The sequence below is a fragment of the Candidatus Thiodiazotropha sp. AKAK3 genome (assembly GCF_058244645.1).
On record NZ_JBSYOQ010000018.1, the window covers coordinates 1 to 18,545 of the forward strand.

Consider the following 18,545-nt stretch of genomic DNA (forward strand, 5'->3'; position numbering starts at 1 on the left):
TTAGAAAGCCGCTCAAGCCGTGAGTGCAAGGCGCAGCCCGCAGGTAATGGTTGTTCCCTTACCAAGGGGTGCAACGCCGCAATCGCGGCTTGAGTGGCTTCCCGCAGGGCGAGGCAGGTGATTTAAACGCAAACTGAGATTGGCCTTGTCTAAATATAGGATTTATATGACGCACCACACTAGAGGGTCACTTCACATCAAACAATATGAAACGCCCCGCTACTTCACTACAATAGAACCAACTTAACGAATTAAATAAAAACACCCATGTATCAACTTGCGCAATATTTCAACCTCTCGCTCATATGGCTTGTAGCTCTAATCTCGCTACCCTTGCAGGCTGCCACCCCCTTACCAGCACCTCCTGAGGTTTCTGCTACCGGCTATCTGCTGGTGGACTTTCACAGCGGTAAAATCCTTGCCGAACGAAATTCAGACAAGCGACTCGAACCGGCCAGTCTGACCAAGATCATGACCGCCTACACCATTTTTCGGGAGTTACAGCAGGGTAATATTAATCTCGAAGATACTGTGCTGGTAAGTGAAAAGGCCTGGCGCACACCAGGATCGAGGATGTTCATCGAAGTTGGCAAACGGGTCAAAATGTTAGACCTGATCAAAGGAATGATCATTCAATCCGGCAACGATGCCTGTGTAGCACTTGCAGAACATATCGCCGGCAGTGAAAGCACCTTTGCTGAATTGATGAACAATCACGCTCAGCGCCTGGGAATGGTTGATACCCACTTTATGAACTCCACCGGGCTACCCCACAAAAACCACTACACCACGGCAGCTGATATTTCCAAGGTTGCCAGAGCGACGATTCATGAGTTTCCGGAATATTATCAATGGTACAAAGAGAAATCCTTTTTATTCAATAATATAGAGCAGCACAACCGAAATAAACTGCTGTGGCGGGATAGTAGCGTTGACGGCATGAAGACCGGCCATACCGAGGGAGCAGGATACTGCCTGGTAGCCTCTGCAATGAAAGAGAATATGCGCCTGGTCTCCGTAATTATGGGTACCAAAAGTGAAGAGGCAAGAGCCCAGGCAAGCCAAAGTCTGTTGAACTATGGGTTTCGTTTTTATGAAACCCACCAACTGTATGCTGCTGGTGAAGCACTCAATCGGGTCAGGATCTGGAAAGGAGCGCGTGATAAGTTACCACTGGGTCTGAGTGAAGACCTGAATGTGACTATTCCCAGGCATCAATATAAAAACCTGGATGCAAACCTCGAGATCGAACCCAAGATCATGGCGCCGGTACAAGAGGGGCAATCTCTTGGAAAGGTCATGGTCACTCTGGATGGCGAACCGGTTACCTCCGCCACTCTGATTGCTCTAAAGACAATCCCTGAAGGCAACCTCTGGCAACAGATAAAAGACAGCGCCCTTCTCTGGCTGGAGTAACCCGTTGGAAGAAGAAGAGACACTATTAAAATTTCCCTGTGATTTTCCCATCAAGGTAATGGGCAAGGCTGAACCGGGATTCGAGGCGATGGTGGTGGAGTTGATCAGTCGTCATGCTTCGGGTATCACTGAAACAGCCGTCAACAGCCGTAGCAGTAAAGGTGGTAAATGGGTCTCGGTTACCGTTACCCTGCGTGCAGAAAGCAAGGCTCAGCTCGATGCAATCTACGTTGACCTTAGTGCCCACGAAAAAGTTGTCATGGCACTTTAACTGCAATGTTGCTGGTGAAGTCTCTGGGTATCCAACCCTATGCCAAAACCTGGCAGGCAATGCAGGACTACACCAATCAACGAGGCCCTTCCTCCCCCGACCAACTCTGGTTGCTTGAGCATCCCCCTGTTTTTACCCTTGGTCAGGCAGGCAAGCCAGAGCACCTGCTCAACCCGGGCGATATCCCAATAGTCAACAGTGACCGGGGCGGTCAAGTCACCTACCACGGCCCAGGACAACTCATCGCCTATCTGTTACTCGATCTACGTCGGGCTCATTTAGGTGTTCGTGGTCTGGTAACCCACCTGGAAGCCGCTGTAATCAGCTTACTGGCCGAGCATAGGCTCAAAGCCAACGCCAGAAAAGATGCACCAGGCGTCTACATAGAGACCTCAAAGGTCGCCTCTCTTGGTCTGCGCGTACGCAGGGGATGCAGTTATCATGGGCTCAGCCTCAATGTGGATATGGATCTCGAACCTTTCAGCAGAATCAATCCATGTGGCTATCCGGGGCTGCAGGTCACTCAGTTAGCTGACTTGAATATAGATGCAGATTTACCCAGTCTTGGCCGGGAATTGGCGCAACACTTGGCGGAGCGTTTAGGCTACACTCTCAGCTTCGTTGATCCGGATGAACCCAATGAGTACGACTAAAGACCTTCTACCACCTTCACGCACCCAGCCAGAGAGTCATCAACGGGGTAAAACTAAACTTGCCCGTATTCCGGTAAAGGTCGAACCAACCCAAACCACCCTGAGAAAGCCCAGCTGGATACGGGCCAAAGCACCTTTGGGCCGTGATGTGAGCCGCATCCGCCGAATACTGCGCGATAAAGGTCTAAGTTCTGTCTGCGAAGAGGCTGCCTGCCCCAACCTTGGGGAGTGTTTTCAGCATGGCACTGCAACTTTTATGATCATGGGGGATATCTGTACCCGGCGCTGTCCATTTTGCGATGTGGCCCACGGCAAACCCCAACCATTGGATCAACAAGAACCACAACAACTTGCTGAGGCAATCTCTGCGATGGCACTCAAATATGTTGTGATCACATCGGTGGATCGGGACGATCTCCGTGACGGGGGAGGCGCCCATTTTGCACAATGCATCGCAGCGATTCGTGAACAGATGCCACTAACCAAGATTGAGATCCTGGTCCCGGATTTTCGAGGACGTGAAGCACAAGCCCTAAAGCCACTACTTGAGTCAGCACCGGATGTCTTCAATCACAATCTTGAAACTGTGCCTCGTCTCTATCGTCAGGCCCGCCCAGGTGCTGACTACCAAGGCTCACTGGATCTGCTGATGCGATTCAAACAGGAGCAACCCAAAGTCCCAACAAAATCGGGACTGATGCTGGGACTGGGGGAAAAACAAGAAGAGGTTCTGCAAGTATTGCAGAATCTTCGCAAGCATGGCTGTGAAATGCTCACTCTGGGTCAGTATCTGCAACCCAGTCGTGACCACTTACCTGTGGATCGATTCGTCACCCCAGAGGAGTTTGCAGAACTGGGTAGAATGGCTGAAGAGATGGGCTTCACCAGTGTCGCCAGTGGTCCTATGGTGCGCTCCTCCTACCATGCTGACCTACAAGCAAATCCACTACTGAACACCTAACCACAGTTAACAGAGTGGACGGCCTCAACACCCAATTAATCAGCACTTTGATCCTGCCCCCGGCAGGCCCCCTTATGCTTGGCCTTATCGGCTTGCTGCTATGGGCTACCGCCTTTGGTCGTAAATTGGTTGTAATAGCGCTACTTCTGCAGATAACACTGAGTCTACCGATCACCGGGGAATTGATTTTCTCAACCCTTCAAAAGCACCCTCCCCTGAGCAGACAGCAGATACAAGACAATCAGGCTCAGGCAATCGTTGTTCTTGGAGGAGGGCGCTACCGTGAAGCACCGGAGTATGGATCTGACACTGCAAGTTTGCGATTGTTGAGCCGTCTTCGCTATGCTGCAAATATCGCTAGAGAGACCGGATTACCGATTATTCCAAGCGGAGGCAAGCCTGGTGGCAAGGGTGATTCAGAAGCTGAGATCTCAGCAAAGATTCTACTTCTGGACTATGGCATATCTGTCCAGCATATGGACAAGCGTAGTAGAAACACCTGGGAGAATGCCCGTAACATTGCCCAGCTCATCGATGGGCTGGATATCAAAAAAGTTATATTAATTACCGATGCTGCACATATGCCTCGAGCTGCGGATGCTTTCAAGCGCCATGGTGTGCAGTTAATTCCGGCGCCGATCAACTTTGAATACCAGCTGCAGGGAGAGCGACCCAACTATGAAAGATTCATCCCCAGCATGACTGCGGCAATGAACATTTCACTGGGCCTGCATGAGCTTCTGGGGCAATTTTGGTACTCTCTGAAGTAGCCCTGAAAACAACTCGGCCAGGACTATTCAGAGGCCCCTTGATTATCATCATCCACATGGGCCATATAGCGCTCCATCAGATAGCAGAGACAATCCTCTCTTATCACTTCCAGGTCTTTTGTCAGCATCGAGGGCATTACCATGCGATTGAGGCAGAGCTGCCCCTCTTCGATATGAAAATAGTCACAGCCCACATCGGAGCCACTCTCATCCCTGACCTCCAGTGCTTCAAGTCCTCTGCCATTAACCCATCCGAGGAATGTTCCCACAGGCAACTCTCGAAAATTCATATGATCGAGATCGGGATCGAATACCAGCTGGCTCTCATTGGGTATAAAGCCGAAACTGGTATCCTTGGTTATCTTAACCTGTGCCACGGTATGAAACAGATCAATATCCTGGTGTGCAACAGGGTGAAGTGGATGCTCCGCCAGGTGCAGACAAGCCTCCAGGTACTGCAACGCATGTTCGACACCATATGCACTGCCCACTTTGCCGCACTCTAGGGTAACCGAGGGACAAAGTTCTGCAAATGCCATCGACTGAACCCCCTTTGGACGAAGAAAGTAGACCACCGTGCGGGAAAAAAGTAGTGCAAGATGCAGAAATGGACCATGCAATCTGTTAACACAGGCATAGTGAGGATTGAGACCGGTATTGTTATGAACATCGACACTGGCGAAGGGTTGACGCTGCCGCATTATTTCAACCACCTGAGCCATCATCTGCTTCTCAGGGCTCTCCTCAAGCTCACTACCAGGCCAGACTCGATTATAGTCAGGTTGCCCCGGCAACAACCTCTTATGCCGCGTAGCCGCTGACACATTCCCAATGAATATACTCAATGAACGAGGCAGCTCTTTGCCACCCTGATAGCGTCTCAACAACAATCGAATCGCTTCCCAACCCACCTGCTCATTGCCATGCATCAATACGGAAACAAATAGCGGCGGCTGTTTCCTTCCAGGCAGGTGAATCAAACTTGGGCCAGGCAGACTATCGGCTAGTTGATGAGCCTGCAAAGAGAGCAGCTTGTCTGGTAAGTAGTCGTATTGCTTTAACATACTGATTCTACAAAACTAAATATCCCATTCATGGACAGGCTTGCCACGCTCTTGCCTCTCAAGGTAGGCCTTGGTCAATCCCTGCATATCCACTCCATACTTCGCTACCCACTGCTTTTGCCAGATAGCCCCATTGACACCCAGAGTTACCCGTTTACGGATAATCTCCAACCAATGGTCGACTGACTCAGGATCGATGCCAAGTGAAAGCAGTCCGTCTTTTGAAATAGGTAACAGCTGTTCGCCAATCAACTGTGCAGCAGGAAGACGCTGCCAGCCAAACCAATAGAGTTGGGATCGCAAACCATACCTGGCAGCCTGATAGAAATTACTACGCGCGCGAATAAATCCCATCTCTTCTTCAGGCCGCTCATATCGTTCAGCCAGACCGGTTACAAGGCCAAAATAGAAAGCGGCATTGGCAATCATATCCGGCATGCTGGGGCCAGCAGGCACAACCCGATGCTCAATACGGAGATGGATCTTGTTGTTTTTATCAAAGCCGATCAAGGGACGGTTCCAGCGCCAAATGGTGCCATTGTGCAGTCGCAAATGAGCCAGTTTTTCAATTGGCTCATCCAATAACCGGGGAAGCAGGACGGGATAGCGCTGCAAATTGGCTCGAAAACTCTCCATCATAGACTGGTAGATAAAGCGAATCCCGAAACTGACTCGCTTGGTCAAATCGGAAGCCCCCACCGAAATTGACTGTTCGAAGAGAGGAATTCTTGTCTCATCCCAGAGATTCCGACCAAACAGGTAGGGTGAGTTAGCACTCAATGCAACCATCGGAGCAGAGACGATCTTAGACAGATTATAGAGTTTTGCAGCCTGGCTGACAGCCACCTGCAGGTGGATTTGAAAAGAGGTTGCCGCCGATTCAAGCATCACATCATCATGACAAAGGTCGAGTGACTCAGGACCATCAATATGCAGTTCAACCGGCTGCCCATTACGTAACTTGAATACTTGATCATTCAACGCCCGATAGCGGTTCAGCGGTGACATATTTTCCAGACTGAGATCTGCTTGGCGAAGGGTGGGCAATATGCCAAACATCCCCATTTGATCTGAAAATTTTTCAGCTTGCTGGTTGCACTCTTGCCAGATGCCCAGTAGTTCCTGGTACATCTCGTTTAAAGCACCCTGCCTCAGGGAACGGGGGGTTGTGTTGATTTCCAGATTAAAGGTTGCCAGTTCTGGCACCACATACCGCTTATCCAAGCCTTGCAGCAAAACCTGGTTGAGCGGCGCTGGATTACCTTGACTATCGAGTATACAAGCTTCGAGCTCCAATCCCCCGATCTGACCCTGATCACCGATCAAGCCATCCATGAACCACTCGTCAAGAAGACGGGTTTCAGATATCAGTCGCCGCTGAAACTCTGCGAAGTCTGATTCTGAAAAGTTGCTGGAATAGATCTCCTGACCCATGATTTGCCCATTTAGTGTGGTGCTACATATCCTGTTCCAGTGCGCGTAATCGCTCCGGTGTTCCTACATCAACCCAGTTGCCGTTGTAACGTTCACCTGAAACACCACTCTGAGATATCGCTCTGCGTATCAGAGGTGCCAAAGGAAAAGCTTCGCAGCGACAGCCCTCAAAAAGCCTGGGGTGGTAGACACCAATACCGCTGAATGTCAGACACTCTCCTTGATGCTCTGAGATCCGGTTGCCCTGTAAGTAAAAGTCCCCTCGTGGATTGTGACCAGGATTTGGAACCATAACCAAATGCGCTAGGTCATTAACCGAAAGTGAGAGGCCGGAAAGATCAAAATCACACCAGACATCCCCATTGATCACAACAAACGGCGCCTCACCCAATAGGGAGAGTGCCTTGAAAATACCACCCCCAGTCTCCAGGGCTTTGCCTTCAGCAGAGTAGTGAATATCAACCCCCCACTGATCACCCCGACCCAGGTGAGCTTCGATCATCTCCCCCAGATAGGCATGATTGATCACCAATTCCCGATAGCCGGCAGCCGCGAGCTTTTCGATATGATGAACAATAAGTGGCTTTCCAGCCACGGGTAACAGAGGTTTTGGCAACTTGTCGGTCAATGGCCGCATGCGCTCGCCACGGCCAGCGGCCAGAATCATGGCTTTCATTAATTATTTAACCCAACAACAAACAGAGTATTTTCAGACTACTTTAAACAAAACAACACGCCTTAAAAGCCAAACTGTAACCTCTTGCCTCGACCTTAGCTACACTCTGTCTAAAGTATAGCCGCAGAGAATCCACTGGTTGTTGCCTCTTCAATGACACAGTCTGATTAAACCAAAAACCCAAATCGCCTCTTCATTCTGTCCAGCTGATCTTTTTAGGTTAAGGCAGTGAGATAAAATAAACAGGCAATAAAAAATGGGGGCTTTAGGCCCCCATTTTTTATTGCTACAAGCCCGACGGCCTAATAGTCTATTTTCAGCCCTTCATGGCATCAAAGAACTCATCGTTAGTCTTACTGACTTTCAGCTTATCAAAAAGGAATTCCATCGCTGCCAATTCGTCCATAGGATGAAGTATCTTGCGCAGAATCCACATCTTCTGCAGCTCATCCGGCTTCATCAGCAACTCTTCGCGGCGGGTACCAGAACGATTTATGTTTATTGCAGGGAAGATACGTTTTTCTGCGATACGTCGATCAAGATGGACTTCCATATTGCCAGTGCCTTTAAACTCTTCATAGATTACATCATCCATACGAGAGCCTGTATCTACCAGCGCTGTGGCAAGAATGGTCAGAGAGCCACCCTCCTCGACGTTTCGGGCAGCACCAAAAAAGCGTTTTGGGCGATGTAGTGCATTCGCGTCGACACCACCAGTCAATACCTTACCTGAGGAAGGAATTACCGTATTGTAGGCACGCGCCAGACGAGTAATGGAATCAAGTAGAATCACCACATCCTTCTTGTGTTCGACTAACCGTTTGGCCTTCTCAATTACCATTTCAGCAACCTGAACATGTCGGGTAGCCGGTTCATCAAAGGTACTCGAAATGACTTCCCCGCGTACCGAGCGGGCCATTTCCGTGACCTCCTCAGGGCGTTCATCGATTAGCAATACCATCACATAACACTCTGGGTGATTATTGGTGATCGACTGGGCGATATTTTGTAACATCATTGTCTTACCCGCTTTTGGCGGGGAGACGATCAAGCCGCGTTGTCCTTTACCAATTGGCGCACACAGATCGATGGTTCGAGCGGTAATATCCTCGGTGCTGCCATTACCAATCTCCAGATGAAAACGCTGATTGGCAAACAGTGGAGTAAAGTTCTCGAATAGAATTTTACTTTTCGCATTCTCCGGTTTGTCGTAGTTGATTTTATCAACCTTCAACAGCGCGAAGTAACGCTCACCATCCTTAGGAGGACGAATTTTACCGGAGATGGTATCGCCTGTACGTAGACTGAATCTACGAATCTGACTCGGCGAGACGTAGATATCATCAGGACCGGCGAGATAGGAGCTGTCTGCAGAACGCAGAAAACCAAACCCATCCTGGAGAATCTCCAACACCCCATCACCGAAGATGCTTTCACCCTTTTTTGCGTGGGCTTTGAGAATAGCGAAGATCAGATCCTGCTTGCGGGTCCTCGCCATACCCTCTATTTTCATGGTTGTTGCAAGGTCAGCCAGTGCTGGCACAGGCATTTTCTTTAATTCGGTAAGGTTCATAATGATTTAGGAGTTGTTGTTGTCTGAGAAATGAGTTTGGAAGGAAATAGGCCCGTTCCGGGATTGTTGATTACTATATATTTTGATTCTTTATCAGTTCAGGCCTGAACAGTGCGAGGAGTCTACAATGATCGGAAGCTGGCAGACAGTGGTGATACGTCCTGCACCTGAGCTCTATCTATAAATTACTATCGATGAATGCCACAAGTTGTGATTTTGATACGGCCCCGACTTTAGTCGCCTCAACTTCACCATTCTTGAAAAGCATCAAGGTTGGTATACCACGGATCCCATAACGGGGCGGGGTGTTGGGGTTCTCGTCAATATTAAGTTTAGCCACCTTTAGCTTATCGCCGTATTCCTTAGCGATTTCATCCAGTACTGGGGCAATCATCTTACATGGACCACACCACTCGGCCCAGTAGTCGATCAGAACTGGCTGACTTGATTGAAGTACGTCAGACTCAAAAGAGTCGTCAGTTATATGAACAATCTGCTCACTCATTGATTGAGGATCTCCAACTGAATGCTTGGGGATTTTTTGAACGGATGCTATCCGCCACTATTAATCTGTTTGAATCCAGTGACACACCGTGAGACGAATTAACTATATCGAGGGGAACAACTGGATAGGATTGAATATTGAATCTTAAAAATGATCACATTTCAAGGCCTAAATGTTAATAACCCGACATTAATTGACAAAATTCCATTTAAACCTGACTCGGATGGGCGATATAACCATCAAGCAGGGATTCAATCTGGCATAAGTGGGCTATTGATAGAATAGCCTCAGGCACACCGATAAAACTGACCTTAGTTTCCCGCTCTGCAGCCCAGGCCATCCATTCCAGCATCAATGCAAGACCCGCACTGTCCGCTTTTTCGACCTGAGAAAGATCGATTTCGATCTCTGGTAGAGCAACAAACAACTTTTCTGACTGTTGCAACAGAACCTTTGCATGTTCGAATGTCATCGCGCCATGCACTTGAAATTGAGATCCGTCTGCTTTTTCTATCCTTGCTTCACTCACGGCTTCAAGGCTCATCGGAGATTGCGTTCTCCTCAGCCTTGCTGAAGAGAAATTGTCCGATAATCTCTTCCAGAACCAGTGCAGACTGGGTCATCATCAATTCACTTCCCTGCTCCAGACTCTCAAGACTGCCACCAGGATCAAGACCGATATACTGCTCACCCAGCAGACCTGAAGTGTATATCTTAGCGATACTGTCATCTGGAATCTGATTGAACTCAGGATCTATAGCGAGAGTCACTACCGCCTCAAAGCTACTCTGATCATAGGTAATTCCAGCGACACGACCCACCCTTACACCAGCCATTGATACCGGAGACCTGACCTTCAAACCGCCGATATTATCGAAACGGGCGGTTATCTTATAACCTTCATTTGCTGAAATACTGGCAAGATTACTCACCTGCATCGCCAGAAAAAAGAGCGCCACAAGGCCCAACGCCATAAAGAAACCGACGGTAATTTCCAACTGTTTTGTCTGCATGATTATTCTCCAAACATCAACGCCGTCAGTACAAAATCCAGCACCAGCACAGCCAACGCTGAATGAACAACCGTCCGGGTAGTCGCCTGACTGACACCCGCCGACGTCGGGATCGCATCGTATCCCTGAAAAAGTGCTATCCAGGCGCATACGAACCCGAACACAAAGCTTTTGATTACGCCATTGAGGACGTCTTCATTCCAGTCGATCTTCGACTGCATTTGACTCCAGAAGGCCCCATCATCAACACCCAATAGACCCACACTGACGAAATAGCCACCGATAACCCCTATCGCACTGAACATGGCGGCCAATAGAGGCATGGATAAAAAACCGGCATAGAATCGCGGCGACAAGATGCGACGAATCGGATCAACCGCCATCATCTCCAGACCTGACAGCTGCTCAGTCGCCTTCATCAGGCCGATTTCAGCAGTCAAAGCTGACCCGGCACGCCCTGCAAACAGTAATGCGGTAACAACAGGCCCCAGCTCACGCACCAGGGACGCTGCCACCATCACACCCAAACTATCCTCGGCGCCAAACTGTGACAGCACATAGTAGCCCTGCAGCCCCAGCACCATACCTACGAACAGACCTGAGACCACGATAATTGTCGTGGTGCGTACGCCGATACTGTGGATCTGTGCAGCTAAAAGCTTTAAACGGGGCAGCAGACTGGTCAAGCCGAAAAGGATCTGAACCAGTAGTAGATGACCTCGTCCAAGTCTTTCCAGGGCACCAAGCCCTACGCGTCCGAAATTGGCCAATAGATCAAACACTATCCCGCCCCTCTCATGCTCAACAGGTCTTCTGACAAAGTCGGTGCCTGATAGTGAAAGCCGACAGGTCCATCTGGCAATCCGCTCATGAACTGTTTCACAGCCGGTGAATCGGAGCCCATCAAGGCATCAGGGGAGCCGGACTCAATCACCTTTCCGCCAGAGATCACATAAATCAGATCTGATATACCTGCCGTCTCTTCTACATCATGAGAAACCAGGATGCTGGTCAAGCCAACCGCATCATTCAATCGTCTCACCAATTGAGCCAACACGCCCATGGATATGGGATCCTGTCCGGTGAAAGGCTCGTCATACATCACCATCATTGGATCAAGGGATATAGCCCGCGAGAGCGCTACTCTTCTTGCCATACCACCGGACAGCTCGGAGGGCATCAAATCCCGTGCACCGCGCAGGCCAACGGCCTCCAGCTTCATCAACACCAGACGTCGGATCATAGATTCCGGAAGGTTGGTGTGTTCACGCAAAGGATAGGCAACGTTATCGTAGACAGTAAGATCGGTCAGGAGTGCCCCACTCTGAAACAGCATCCCCATTCGCATACGCAGCTTATAGAGCGCCTTTCGTGAGAGTTTATGGACATTCTCACCATCCACTTCGATGGTGCCCTTGGAGGGTCGCAGCTGGCCGCCGATCAATTTCAGTAAGGTGGTCTTACCTGTCCCACTGGGCCCCATGATCGCGGTGACCTTGCCCCTGGGAATGTCGATATCCATCCCTTGGAATATGGGGCGATCTCCATGGTAGAAGTGGAGATCTCTAATTTTGACGAGGGGGTGTGCACTGTTCACAATGATTGTCTGAGCATCATGCTTGCTGGTTGGAAATCATTTGGTTCATTGTGTCGATGAGATACGTGGGCGTCAAGGAAACAGTAGTACTTAATACAAAAATAACAACTCAACCTTATAATAAAAGTTCTTGTCCAAATCAATATACACAGGATATCTAGACATAAAAAAACCTGCCTGAGACAGGCAGGTTTTAATGTATAAAAGGTTATTTAGTCGTTAATAACTACATAACCATTTGATGTTGTACCGAGAGGGGTCGTAACTGTTATCGTCAGGATACCGGTCTCATCCCCTTCCTGCCTGTTGATCGTTGGTGTAAATGCAACCCTGTAGTCAACAACATCAGAATTTAGACCGGCATTAGCGTTAGTACTTGGGACCTCAAAAGAGCTATTTGTTTCTATCTTGCCATTTGTTGTGGTGAAAGTGATTCTTGTCCCGGCGGGCATAACCTGACCATACACTGCACCTCTTATAGTAAAAATATAACTCGAAAGACCACCTGGAAGATTGATCTCTAAAAATCCTCCACTGACATTTACATCCTGCCCTTCATACAAAATAACAGGAAATGATTCAGACATAGCAAGCACTAAACTATCACGAACATTGATGTTCTTTTCTGCGCTACATGTAACGATAGTTACCGGGGTAACCCCAAAGCAAACCCCCGGATCCTCACCGGATGCAACAGCCTGCTCAGCCTCTGTTACAGCACTAGCGTCGCAACATAGCGCGCCATTATAGTTTGGATCCACATTGCTACCGTCATAGATGTTATTGGCATTAAAGTCGACGAACTCTTCGGTAACCGGATCTCGGACACCATCCTCGTTATCATCACGATAGGCCTCTGGAATAGAGGCAAACGGAGTATCTCCACTATCCAGAACGCCATTACCGTTAGCATCAACGAATGACTCTTCACCCAACATCGTAGCCAGAATCGTCACTCGTCCCATGCCACCAGGTAGCAAATCTTCCAAGGGTCTGGGATTAGAACTGGTCCAAACTACCGTACAGGCCCCATCGTCTGTCTGGCACTGCGACTGAATCTGCCCACCCTCAGTAGTAAAGTAAACCGCCGTCCCATCTGGTACTGGGTTATTGAAGTGATCAGCAGCATGAACGGTAACATCTACCTCTGTACCGTCGTAATCCATCCCTTCTGGATTCAATATTTCAGCACTAAGAGAGATACTGTTTTGATCTGATACACCCGTTGAGATTACCAGCCCATCTGATTGGGTTGAAATCAGTGAATTGGTCTCAAGTGAAGCTGTAACACGAACAGTAGTAGGTACAGTACCAGACTTAACATCTGTCCTTACAATACCATTGATATCACTTGTAGATTTCTCAGAACCTGGCGGTATTGAAACCCCACCAATATCAGAATTCAGTGAAAAATTAACCACTTGCTGAGAAACTGGGTTACCATTGGTATCAAGCACTTGAAATGAGACTTTTGATACCTCTGTCAGGCCTACGCCACGGATACCGATAACAGAAGGCTCAGAAGAGACAAACTGCATGGAACCGATCTCAGCAGGCTGGATATTCACGTTTCCTGTTGCTGTTGAGGTATTACCATTTACTGTTGCAGTAGCACGTATAGTATCTGTACCGGAACAGCCTTGAGCAATATAAGTTGCGGTTACCACCCCATCAGTTGTGTCTACGGTTGTATCTATGGTCGCCAATCCAGAAGCCAAACAATCTGTGGAGAAAGCGACTGAGGCAACATCCTGATAAAGGTTGCCTTCTAAATCTGCGAGTGTTGCCCTGACTGAAGTCTGGCCACCTGCAGACAGAGATGCGACTGCAACATTCAGCTCGCCAATTTCAAACGAGGATCCTGATCCGTTGCCAAGGTAGATAGTCGCCTGATCTGCACCCACATCATCAATTGTGTCACCAGTCCCATCAGTAGTACCCCCAGTGCCATCCCAAGGTGTCTCAGCATCACCACCACCGCAGGCAGCAAGCAGGAACATAAGAATAAAAGGGGTGACAACCCGGGCTAAACCTGACATGGCAAACTCCAAAATCCCATACGAAACAGTCCATTAAGGAAGGATACTTAGACTAATTTCTTAATAGTATACAAACACTCGACTATTGCAAGGAATTATAAGCAATCAAATGGCAATTTTTTCACCTTAATACAAACACAGGTCACGCTTTTGCATCAGGGATTGCAAGCCACTTAAATCACTCAATCCTCGGCTTCTACATCATAGCGGCAGCATCAGTTAGCGCTTTAGAAAAAATCAAAACACCTTTACGGGAATATAATTCCCGTAGCGCCAATTTACCAACTGATTCAGGCTATGTTTCTACTCTATACCTTCACCAGACAGGAAGATCATACAGCCAATCTTTCAACCCTCTCCCCGTTGATAAGATGTCGCTGCAGGATCTCATCAATATCCTCACGATCTACATAGGTATACCAGACCGCATCGGGATAGATAACCATCACCGGCCCCAGATCGCAGCGATCAAGACAACCGGCTGTATTCACCCTGACCCCCCCAGGCCCATTCAGACCCGCCTCCTTAACCTTCGCCTTCAGATAGTCGCGCATCGATTTTGCACCGTGTTCTCCACAGCAGGCACGTCCATCCTCTCGCTGATTGACACAGAAGAAAAGATGGTAGCGATAGTAGGACATAGGGTGGCCTCGTCTATGTAATGAACACTATGACCTTTGAGTTCCACTCTAAAAGGCCATAATCTCTTTGGGAATCTTAAGCGTTATTCGCTTCACAACCAAGTAAAGCAGATGAGATTGACCTATATCCACAATTTCTGACGCCTTCATCCCTATTTTCATATAAATCTGTAAGTCGTCTCCAACTCTCACGAAAATTCAGGTAAAATGGTGATCTTTCCCTATAACTCTACCCATTGTGACACCAGAAGACCTGCTTGCTGAAGCAGACCGTTGCGTAAAATGCGGTCTCTGCCTACCTGTATGCCCTACCTATCGCCTGCTGGCCAGCGAGGCTGATTCTCCCCGCGGCAGGATCAGTCTGATTCAGGCATTGGTCAGAGAGGAGATCGATCTCCATTCGAATATCGAAATACATCTTGATCGATGCCTCAGTTGTCGCGCCTGTGAATCCGCATGCCCATCCGGCGTTCGTTACGGCAAACTGCTGGATACCAGCCGGGAAGTGATCACGACAAAACACCACCACAGATATCTGCTGAAATCTGTTATCGATCAATTATCCAGTGTCAGACGCATTAACATTTGGAATAGAGTTTTCCAGATATTTCGCCGCTCCGGGTTGGTTGCTCTGGCAAGTTACCTGCCTCTACCACGAATTCGTCGACTGCTCTCTATTGCCGATCATCTACCATCAAAACCCAGCCATCGAGCCGGTTTTTACCCCGCATCAAAGCCCACAGGCCGGAGTGTTCAGTTGTTTACTGGTTGTGTGGGGTCTCAAGTTGAAGATAGATTGATCCAAAGCACTCTACAGATACTGAGCAGGCTTGGTTACGCAGTTGACATACCTGTAGAAGACTCTTGCTGTGGCGCACTCCACCGCCACAATGGCTATGCTGCCGATGCAGAACAACACTGTGACACCGTCCGCCAGCAAACCCTCAGAAGCAGCGCACAATATCTGCTAACCATAGCCACAGCTTGCCATCTTGAGCTTGATGAGCAGAGCGCCAGCAACCTTCCTCTGATCTCAGTCACAGATCTTCTTCTACAGCTGCCTGTCGGTGATTTTCCTCCCCTGAAATCACTACACAAAAAGGCCGCCATACACATACCCTGCTCCGCGCGCAGTGACCGGACTCGGGAGTTATTGAGTAAGATTCCTGACCTACAACTGTTTGAACTAGAGGAAAATGGTCTTTGCTGTGGTGCCGCCGGCAGTTACATGCTGACCCAACCAGAACTCTCATTGCGGCTCGGACAGGCTAAAATCGACAGTTTGAAAGCCTCTGGCGCTGACCTCCTGATCACTACCAATACTGGCTGCGCCATGCAGTTTCGACAACTGATCAAGGAGGCAGATCTCTCAATTGAAGTTTTTCACCCAATTGAATTGATTCTAAATCAGTGGAACGACAACCCGAAAGGATAATCAAACAGGGTTGAACACACCCTGCAATTGACGCTATGGTTTGCTGATGACTGAACGAAAATTCAAAATGACTGATCAACTGATGATCGGTCTGGATACCGCGGTGAGGACCCTGTTTGGCAGACCTCAGGTCACTGAACGGAAGAATCCAGCAGATAAGCTCAAAGAAGCAGATCTGAGTGACCAGGAGCGGGATCTGACTGCTCGACTGATGCGTATCAACCATACCGGCGAGGTATGCGCCCAAGCCCTCTACCAAGGCCAAGCCTTGACAGCCCGTCTGCCTGAGGTGAGAGAACGCATGGAGAGGGCCGCACAAGAGGAGAACGATCATCTTGCCTGGTGCGAGAATCGACTGCTTGAACTCGACAATCGAAAAAGCCTGCTGAACCCTTTCTGGTATGCCAGCTCATTCATGCTAGGCGCAGCCGCAGGAATAGCAGGAGACAAATGGAGTTTGGGTTTTGTTGCTGAAACCGAGCATCAGGTTGAATCCCACCTGGATGACCATATCAGTAGAATCCCACCGCAAGACGAAAAAAGTCATGCTGTGCTGGAGCAGATGAAAATCGATGAAGCTCAGCATGCTGTGATGGCACTGGAAGCCGGTGGAGCCACTCTACCTCAGCCCATCAGGGCCGCCATGAAACTTACATCAAAAGTGATGACGAAATCGGTCTTCTACCTATAAACAGGAGCGTCTTGCCGAAAACAGACTCTTTTTGAAACAATTCATTTGAAAAAAATTGGATCTCTTCGGTCTATCCAGCTTTAGCCTGAGAAACCTCACTGTGAACAACCTCATGCCGATCGATGGCGCTGACCTGGACAGCCAGTGTCAACCCAAAGCCAATCATGACCAACACCACCACCACGGCAAAGAAATCCGGTTTATGATGTGGATGCTGTCTATTCATATCTCTTACTTTCTCAATCAATGACTTACTATTAATTATTCGTGTACATTACAATGTTTACTTTGACATTCATCACGTTGTTGCACCCGAATAAACCAAATACCTTCCTTTGTGATATCAACTCACAAGATTACTTCTGATCTTTAGCCGCACTTTCTGTAGCACCCATTTCACTCAGCAGAGCTGACACTTGAGTATGCTTTCCCCGATTAGCCAGCCCCAGCGGCGTATTGCCAGCCTGATCTGCTGCATTGACATCAGCACCGCGTTGAATCAACAACCTAACCACCTCCAGGTGACCGAATGCTGCCGCATCAATTAGCGGGGTCTGGCCAGATTTATCAGCCAAATTGACATCAGCACCCGCGGCTAACAAAGCACGCACCGTCTGCAGGTTTCCATTAAAAGCTGCCATATGCAGAGCAGATCGACCGGAAGGGTTAGTACTATTAGCATCAACCCCTTGGGATAGCAGATCATTGACCCGCTCCACTTGCCCCAACGTCCCAGCCGCAAGCAGAGCCTGAGCCTCCGAGGTAAGCTCAGCAGACATACCCATTTGGGTGACGAGCAACATCAATATCAATAAACCCACTCTCATTTGAGTCAAATTCCTATCACATTCCCTGCAAACCATATCGGCATCCGAATTTATTTCTTGAAATGTCATGCATGAACCACTGATTTTTTCCAGCAGACAACGCCAAGCCAGTGATCGACGCCATTTGCACAGGCTATCTTGTGGTAGTATTAACCCGGCACCTTGAATAGCCTTGTTCAGGTAATATTCTGCTCATTACAGCAAACCTGAACCAATCTCATGGAAATAGACCCAACTCTTTGAAGAGGCTATTGAACAATAATCTTTCTCCCACTAGCCGTTGCACTCCCCTCTGCGCCTCAGTAATCTTTAACCTGAAACAGTGGGTTCATGATGGAAGCAGAGTGTCAGACCTTGGTTTTCAGGTATGGGAGAATAACCTTAGCTTCATCCATAGTTTGAGCGGTTTTTTTAACTTCAGGAGTAGACAACTTGCGCAATGAGCCAGCTTAGTCCAGCAGATTCAGGTTTTATCCTTTGCAGTACCAAAATAAATAACGGCCAGGTTTGAGAAAAATGGAAGAGGAAACGAAGCACGATATCGAAGTTCAGGTTGAGACACGATACATCGAATCTCAATCACTACCCAAGGAACAGAGGTATGTCTTTTCCTATACGGTAACCATTCGCAACGAAGGCGACTCTTCGGCGCGATTGATGAATCGTCACTGGATCATTACCGATGCCAATGGCAAAACGCAGGAAGTCCGGGGTGAAGGGGTAGTCGGTGAGCAACCACATCTCAATCCAGGAGAGACATTTCGCTACACAAGCGGTACTGTACTCGACACGCCTGTCGGCAGCATGCAGGGAAGCTATGACATGATCGATGCACAAGGCAACCATTTCGACGCCTTAATCCCTGCCTTCTCACTTGCACGTCCAGGCAGCCTGCATTGATCCAATCAGAAATATCACTATCCAATAGTCAAACATGTAGTTTCATATAAACAGACGCGCTGAACTCACTATTACACCA

General features: G+C 48.6%; 21 protein-coding genes. 8 read left to right on the top strand and 13 right to left on the bottom strand.

Annotated elements, in window-relative coordinates; translation table 11 throughout:
* Nucleotides 1–267 precede the first annotated feature (267 nt).
* The 5 genes from AC4IE7_RS02065 (at nucleotide 268) to AC4IE7_RS02085 (ending at nucleotide 4,071) form a co-directional block, all read left to right on the top strand.
* Nucleotides 268–1,416, top strand: coding sequence for a D-alanyl-D-alanine carboxypeptidase family protein (locus tag AC4IE7_RS02065; RefSeq protein WP_490775136.1), 1,149 nt, complete (start codon nucleotides 268–270; stop codon nucleotides 1,414–1,416).
* Between the two features lie 4 nt (nucleotides 1,417–1,420).
* The gene (locus AC4IE7_RS02070; RefSeq protein ID WP_490775137.1) at nucleotides 1,421–1,687 is read left to right on the top strand and encodes an HP0495 family protein; all 267 of its coding nucleotides are present in this window, start codon (nucleotides 1,421–1,423) and stop codon (nucleotides 1,685–1,687) included.
* Nucleotides 1,688–1,692: 5 nt separating this feature from the next.
* A complete protein-coding gene (gene lipB / locus AC4IE7_RS02075) occupies nucleotides 1,693–2,340 on the top strand; it encodes a lipoyl(octanoyl) transferase LipB (RefSeq protein WP_490775138.1) in 648 nt (215 codons plus the stop codon).
* Nucleotides 2,327–3,301, top strand: a complete 975-nt coding sequence (gene lipA / locus AC4IE7_RS02080; RefSeq protein ID WP_490775139.1) for a lipoyl synthase — start codon at nucleotides 2,327–2,329, stop codon at nucleotides 3,299–3,301. Before lipB ends, lipA begins: the two co-directional genes overlap by 14 nt.
* Nucleotides 3,302–3,375: 74 nt before the next feature.
* A complete protein-coding gene (locus AC4IE7_RS02085) occupies nucleotides 3,376–4,071 on the top strand; it encodes a YdcF family protein (RefSeq protein WP_490775140.1) in 696 nt (231 codons plus the stop codon).
* A gap of 23 nt (nucleotides 4,072–4,094) precedes the next feature.
* Here the strand turns inward: AC4IE7_RS02085 and AC4IE7_RS02090 are convergent, their stop codons facing one another.
* The 11 genes from AC4IE7_RS02090 to AC4IE7_RS02140 form a co-directional block, all read right to left on the bottom strand.
* Nucleotides 4,095–5,135, bottom strand: a complete 1,041-nt coding sequence (locus AC4IE7_RS02090; protein WP_490775141.1) for a M14 family metallopeptidase — start codon at nucleotides 5,133–5,135, stop codon at nucleotides 4,095–4,097.
* 15 nt (nucleotides 5,136–5,150) lie between these two features.
* On the bottom strand, nucleotides 5,151–6,569 hold the full coding sequence (locus tag AC4IE7_RS02095; RefSeq protein ID WP_490775142.1) for a glutamate-cysteine ligase family protein: 1,419 nt from the start codon (nucleotides 6,567–6,569) through the stop codon (nucleotides 5,151–5,153).
* 22 nt (nucleotides 6,570–6,591) lie between these two features.
* A complete protein-coding gene (murU, locus tag AC4IE7_RS02100; RefSeq protein ID WP_490775143.1) occupies nucleotides 6,592–7,245 on the bottom strand; it encodes an N-acetylmuramate alpha-1-phosphate uridylyltransferase MurU in 654 nt (217 codons plus the stop codon).
* Nucleotides 7,246–7,561: 316 nt separating this feature from the next.
* Nucleotides 7,562–8,818 carry a transcription termination factor Rho gene (rho, locus tag AC4IE7_RS02105; protein WP_490775144.1) on the bottom strand — a complete coding sequence of 419 codons (1,257 nt, stop codon included), beginning with the start codon at nucleotides 8,816–8,818 and terminating at the stop codon, nucleotides 7,562–7,564.
* 178 nt (nucleotides 8,819–8,996) lie between these two features.
* Nucleotides 8,997–9,323, bottom strand: a complete 327-nt coding sequence (gene trxA / locus AC4IE7_RS02110; protein WP_490775145.1) for a thioredoxin TrxA — start codon at nucleotides 9,321–9,323, stop codon at nucleotides 8,997–8,999.
* 208 nt (nucleotides 9,324–9,531) lie between these two features.
* Nucleotides 9,532–9,867 carry an STAS domain-containing protein gene (locus tag AC4IE7_RS02115; protein ID WP_490775146.1) on the bottom strand — a complete coding sequence of 112 codons (336 nt, stop codon included), beginning with the start codon at nucleotides 9,865–9,867 and terminating at the stop codon, nucleotides 9,532–9,534.
* Nucleotides 9,857–10,336 (bottom strand): outer membrane lipid asymmetry maintenance protein MlaD, encoded by a 480-nt coding sequence (gene mlaD / locus AC4IE7_RS02120; RefSeq protein ID WP_490775147.1) that lies wholly within the window; start codon nucleotides 10,334–10,336, stop codon nucleotides 9,857–9,859. The genes AC4IE7_RS02115 and mlaD overlap by 11 nt, the downstream gene beginning before the upstream one ends.
* A 2-nt stretch (nucleotides 10,337–10,338) precedes the next feature.
* Nucleotides 10,339–11,121: a lipid asymmetry maintenance ABC transporter permease subunit MlaE gene (gene mlaE, locus AC4IE7_RS02125; protein WP_490775218.1), complete on the bottom strand. Its 783-nt coding sequence runs from the start codon at nucleotides 11,119–11,121 to the stop codon at nucleotides 10,339–10,341.
* Complete coding sequence (locus tag AC4IE7_RS02130) at nucleotides 11,118–11,933, bottom strand: ABC transporter ATP-binding protein (RefSeq protein ID WP_490775148.1); 816 nt, start codon at nucleotides 11,931–11,933, stop codon at nucleotides 11,118–11,120. Before AC4IE7_RS02130 ends, mlaE begins: the two co-directional genes overlap by 4 nt.
* Nucleotides 11,934–12,145: 212 nt before the next feature.
* Nucleotides 12,146–13,972, bottom strand: coding sequence for an Ig-like domain-containing protein (locus tag AC4IE7_RS02135; protein ID WP_490775149.1), 1,827 nt, complete (start codon nucleotides 13,970–13,972; stop codon nucleotides 12,146–12,148).
* 332 nt (nucleotides 13,973–14,304) lie between these two features.
* Nucleotides 14,305–14,613: a (2Fe-2S) ferredoxin domain-containing protein gene (locus tag AC4IE7_RS02140; protein WP_490775150.1), complete on the bottom strand. Its 309-nt coding sequence runs from the start codon at nucleotides 14,611–14,613 to the stop codon at nucleotides 14,305–14,307.
* A gap of 238 nt (nucleotides 14,614–14,851) precedes the next feature.
* On the opposite strand from AC4IE7_RS02140, the gene AC4IE7_RS02145 reads away from it, so the two are divergent.
* Both AC4IE7_RS02145 and coq7 read left to right on the top strand, forming a co-directional pair.
* Entirely contained in the window at nucleotides 14,852–16,048 is a 1,197-nt protein-coding gene (locus AC4IE7_RS02145; RefSeq protein WP_490775151.1) for a (Fe-S)-binding protein, read from the top strand.
* A 46-nt stretch (nucleotides 16,049–16,094) separates the two neighbouring features.
* A complete protein-coding gene (gene coq7 / locus AC4IE7_RS02150) occupies nucleotides 16,095–16,739 on the top strand; it encodes a 2-polyprenyl-3-methyl-6-methoxy-1,4-benzoquinone monooxygenase (protein WP_490775152.1) in 645 nt (214 codons plus the stop codon).
* Between the two features lie 70 nt (nucleotides 16,740–16,809).
* On the opposite strand, the gene AC4IE7_RS02155 is transcribed toward coq7, so the two are convergent.
* Nucleotides 16,810–16,965 (bottom strand): hypothetical protein, encoded by a 156-nt coding sequence (locus AC4IE7_RS02155; protein WP_490775153.1) that lies wholly within the window; start codon nucleotides 16,963–16,965, stop codon nucleotides 16,810–16,812.
* 130 nt (nucleotides 16,966–17,095) lie between these two features.
* Nucleotides 17,096–17,566 (bottom strand): ankyrin repeat domain-containing protein, encoded by a 471-nt coding sequence (locus AC4IE7_RS02160; RefSeq protein ID WP_490775154.1) that lies wholly within the window; start codon nucleotides 17,564–17,566, stop codon nucleotides 17,096–17,098.
* A 516-nt stretch (nucleotides 17,567–18,082) separates the two neighbouring features.
* Between AC4IE7_RS02160 and apaG the strand changes: the two genes are divergently transcribed.
* A complete protein-coding gene (gene apaG / locus AC4IE7_RS02165; RefSeq protein ID WP_490775155.1) occupies nucleotides 18,083–18,466 on the top strand; it encodes a Co2+/Mg2+ efflux protein ApaG in 384 nt (127 codons plus the stop codon).
* Nucleotides 18,467–18,545 lie beyond the last annotated feature (79 nt).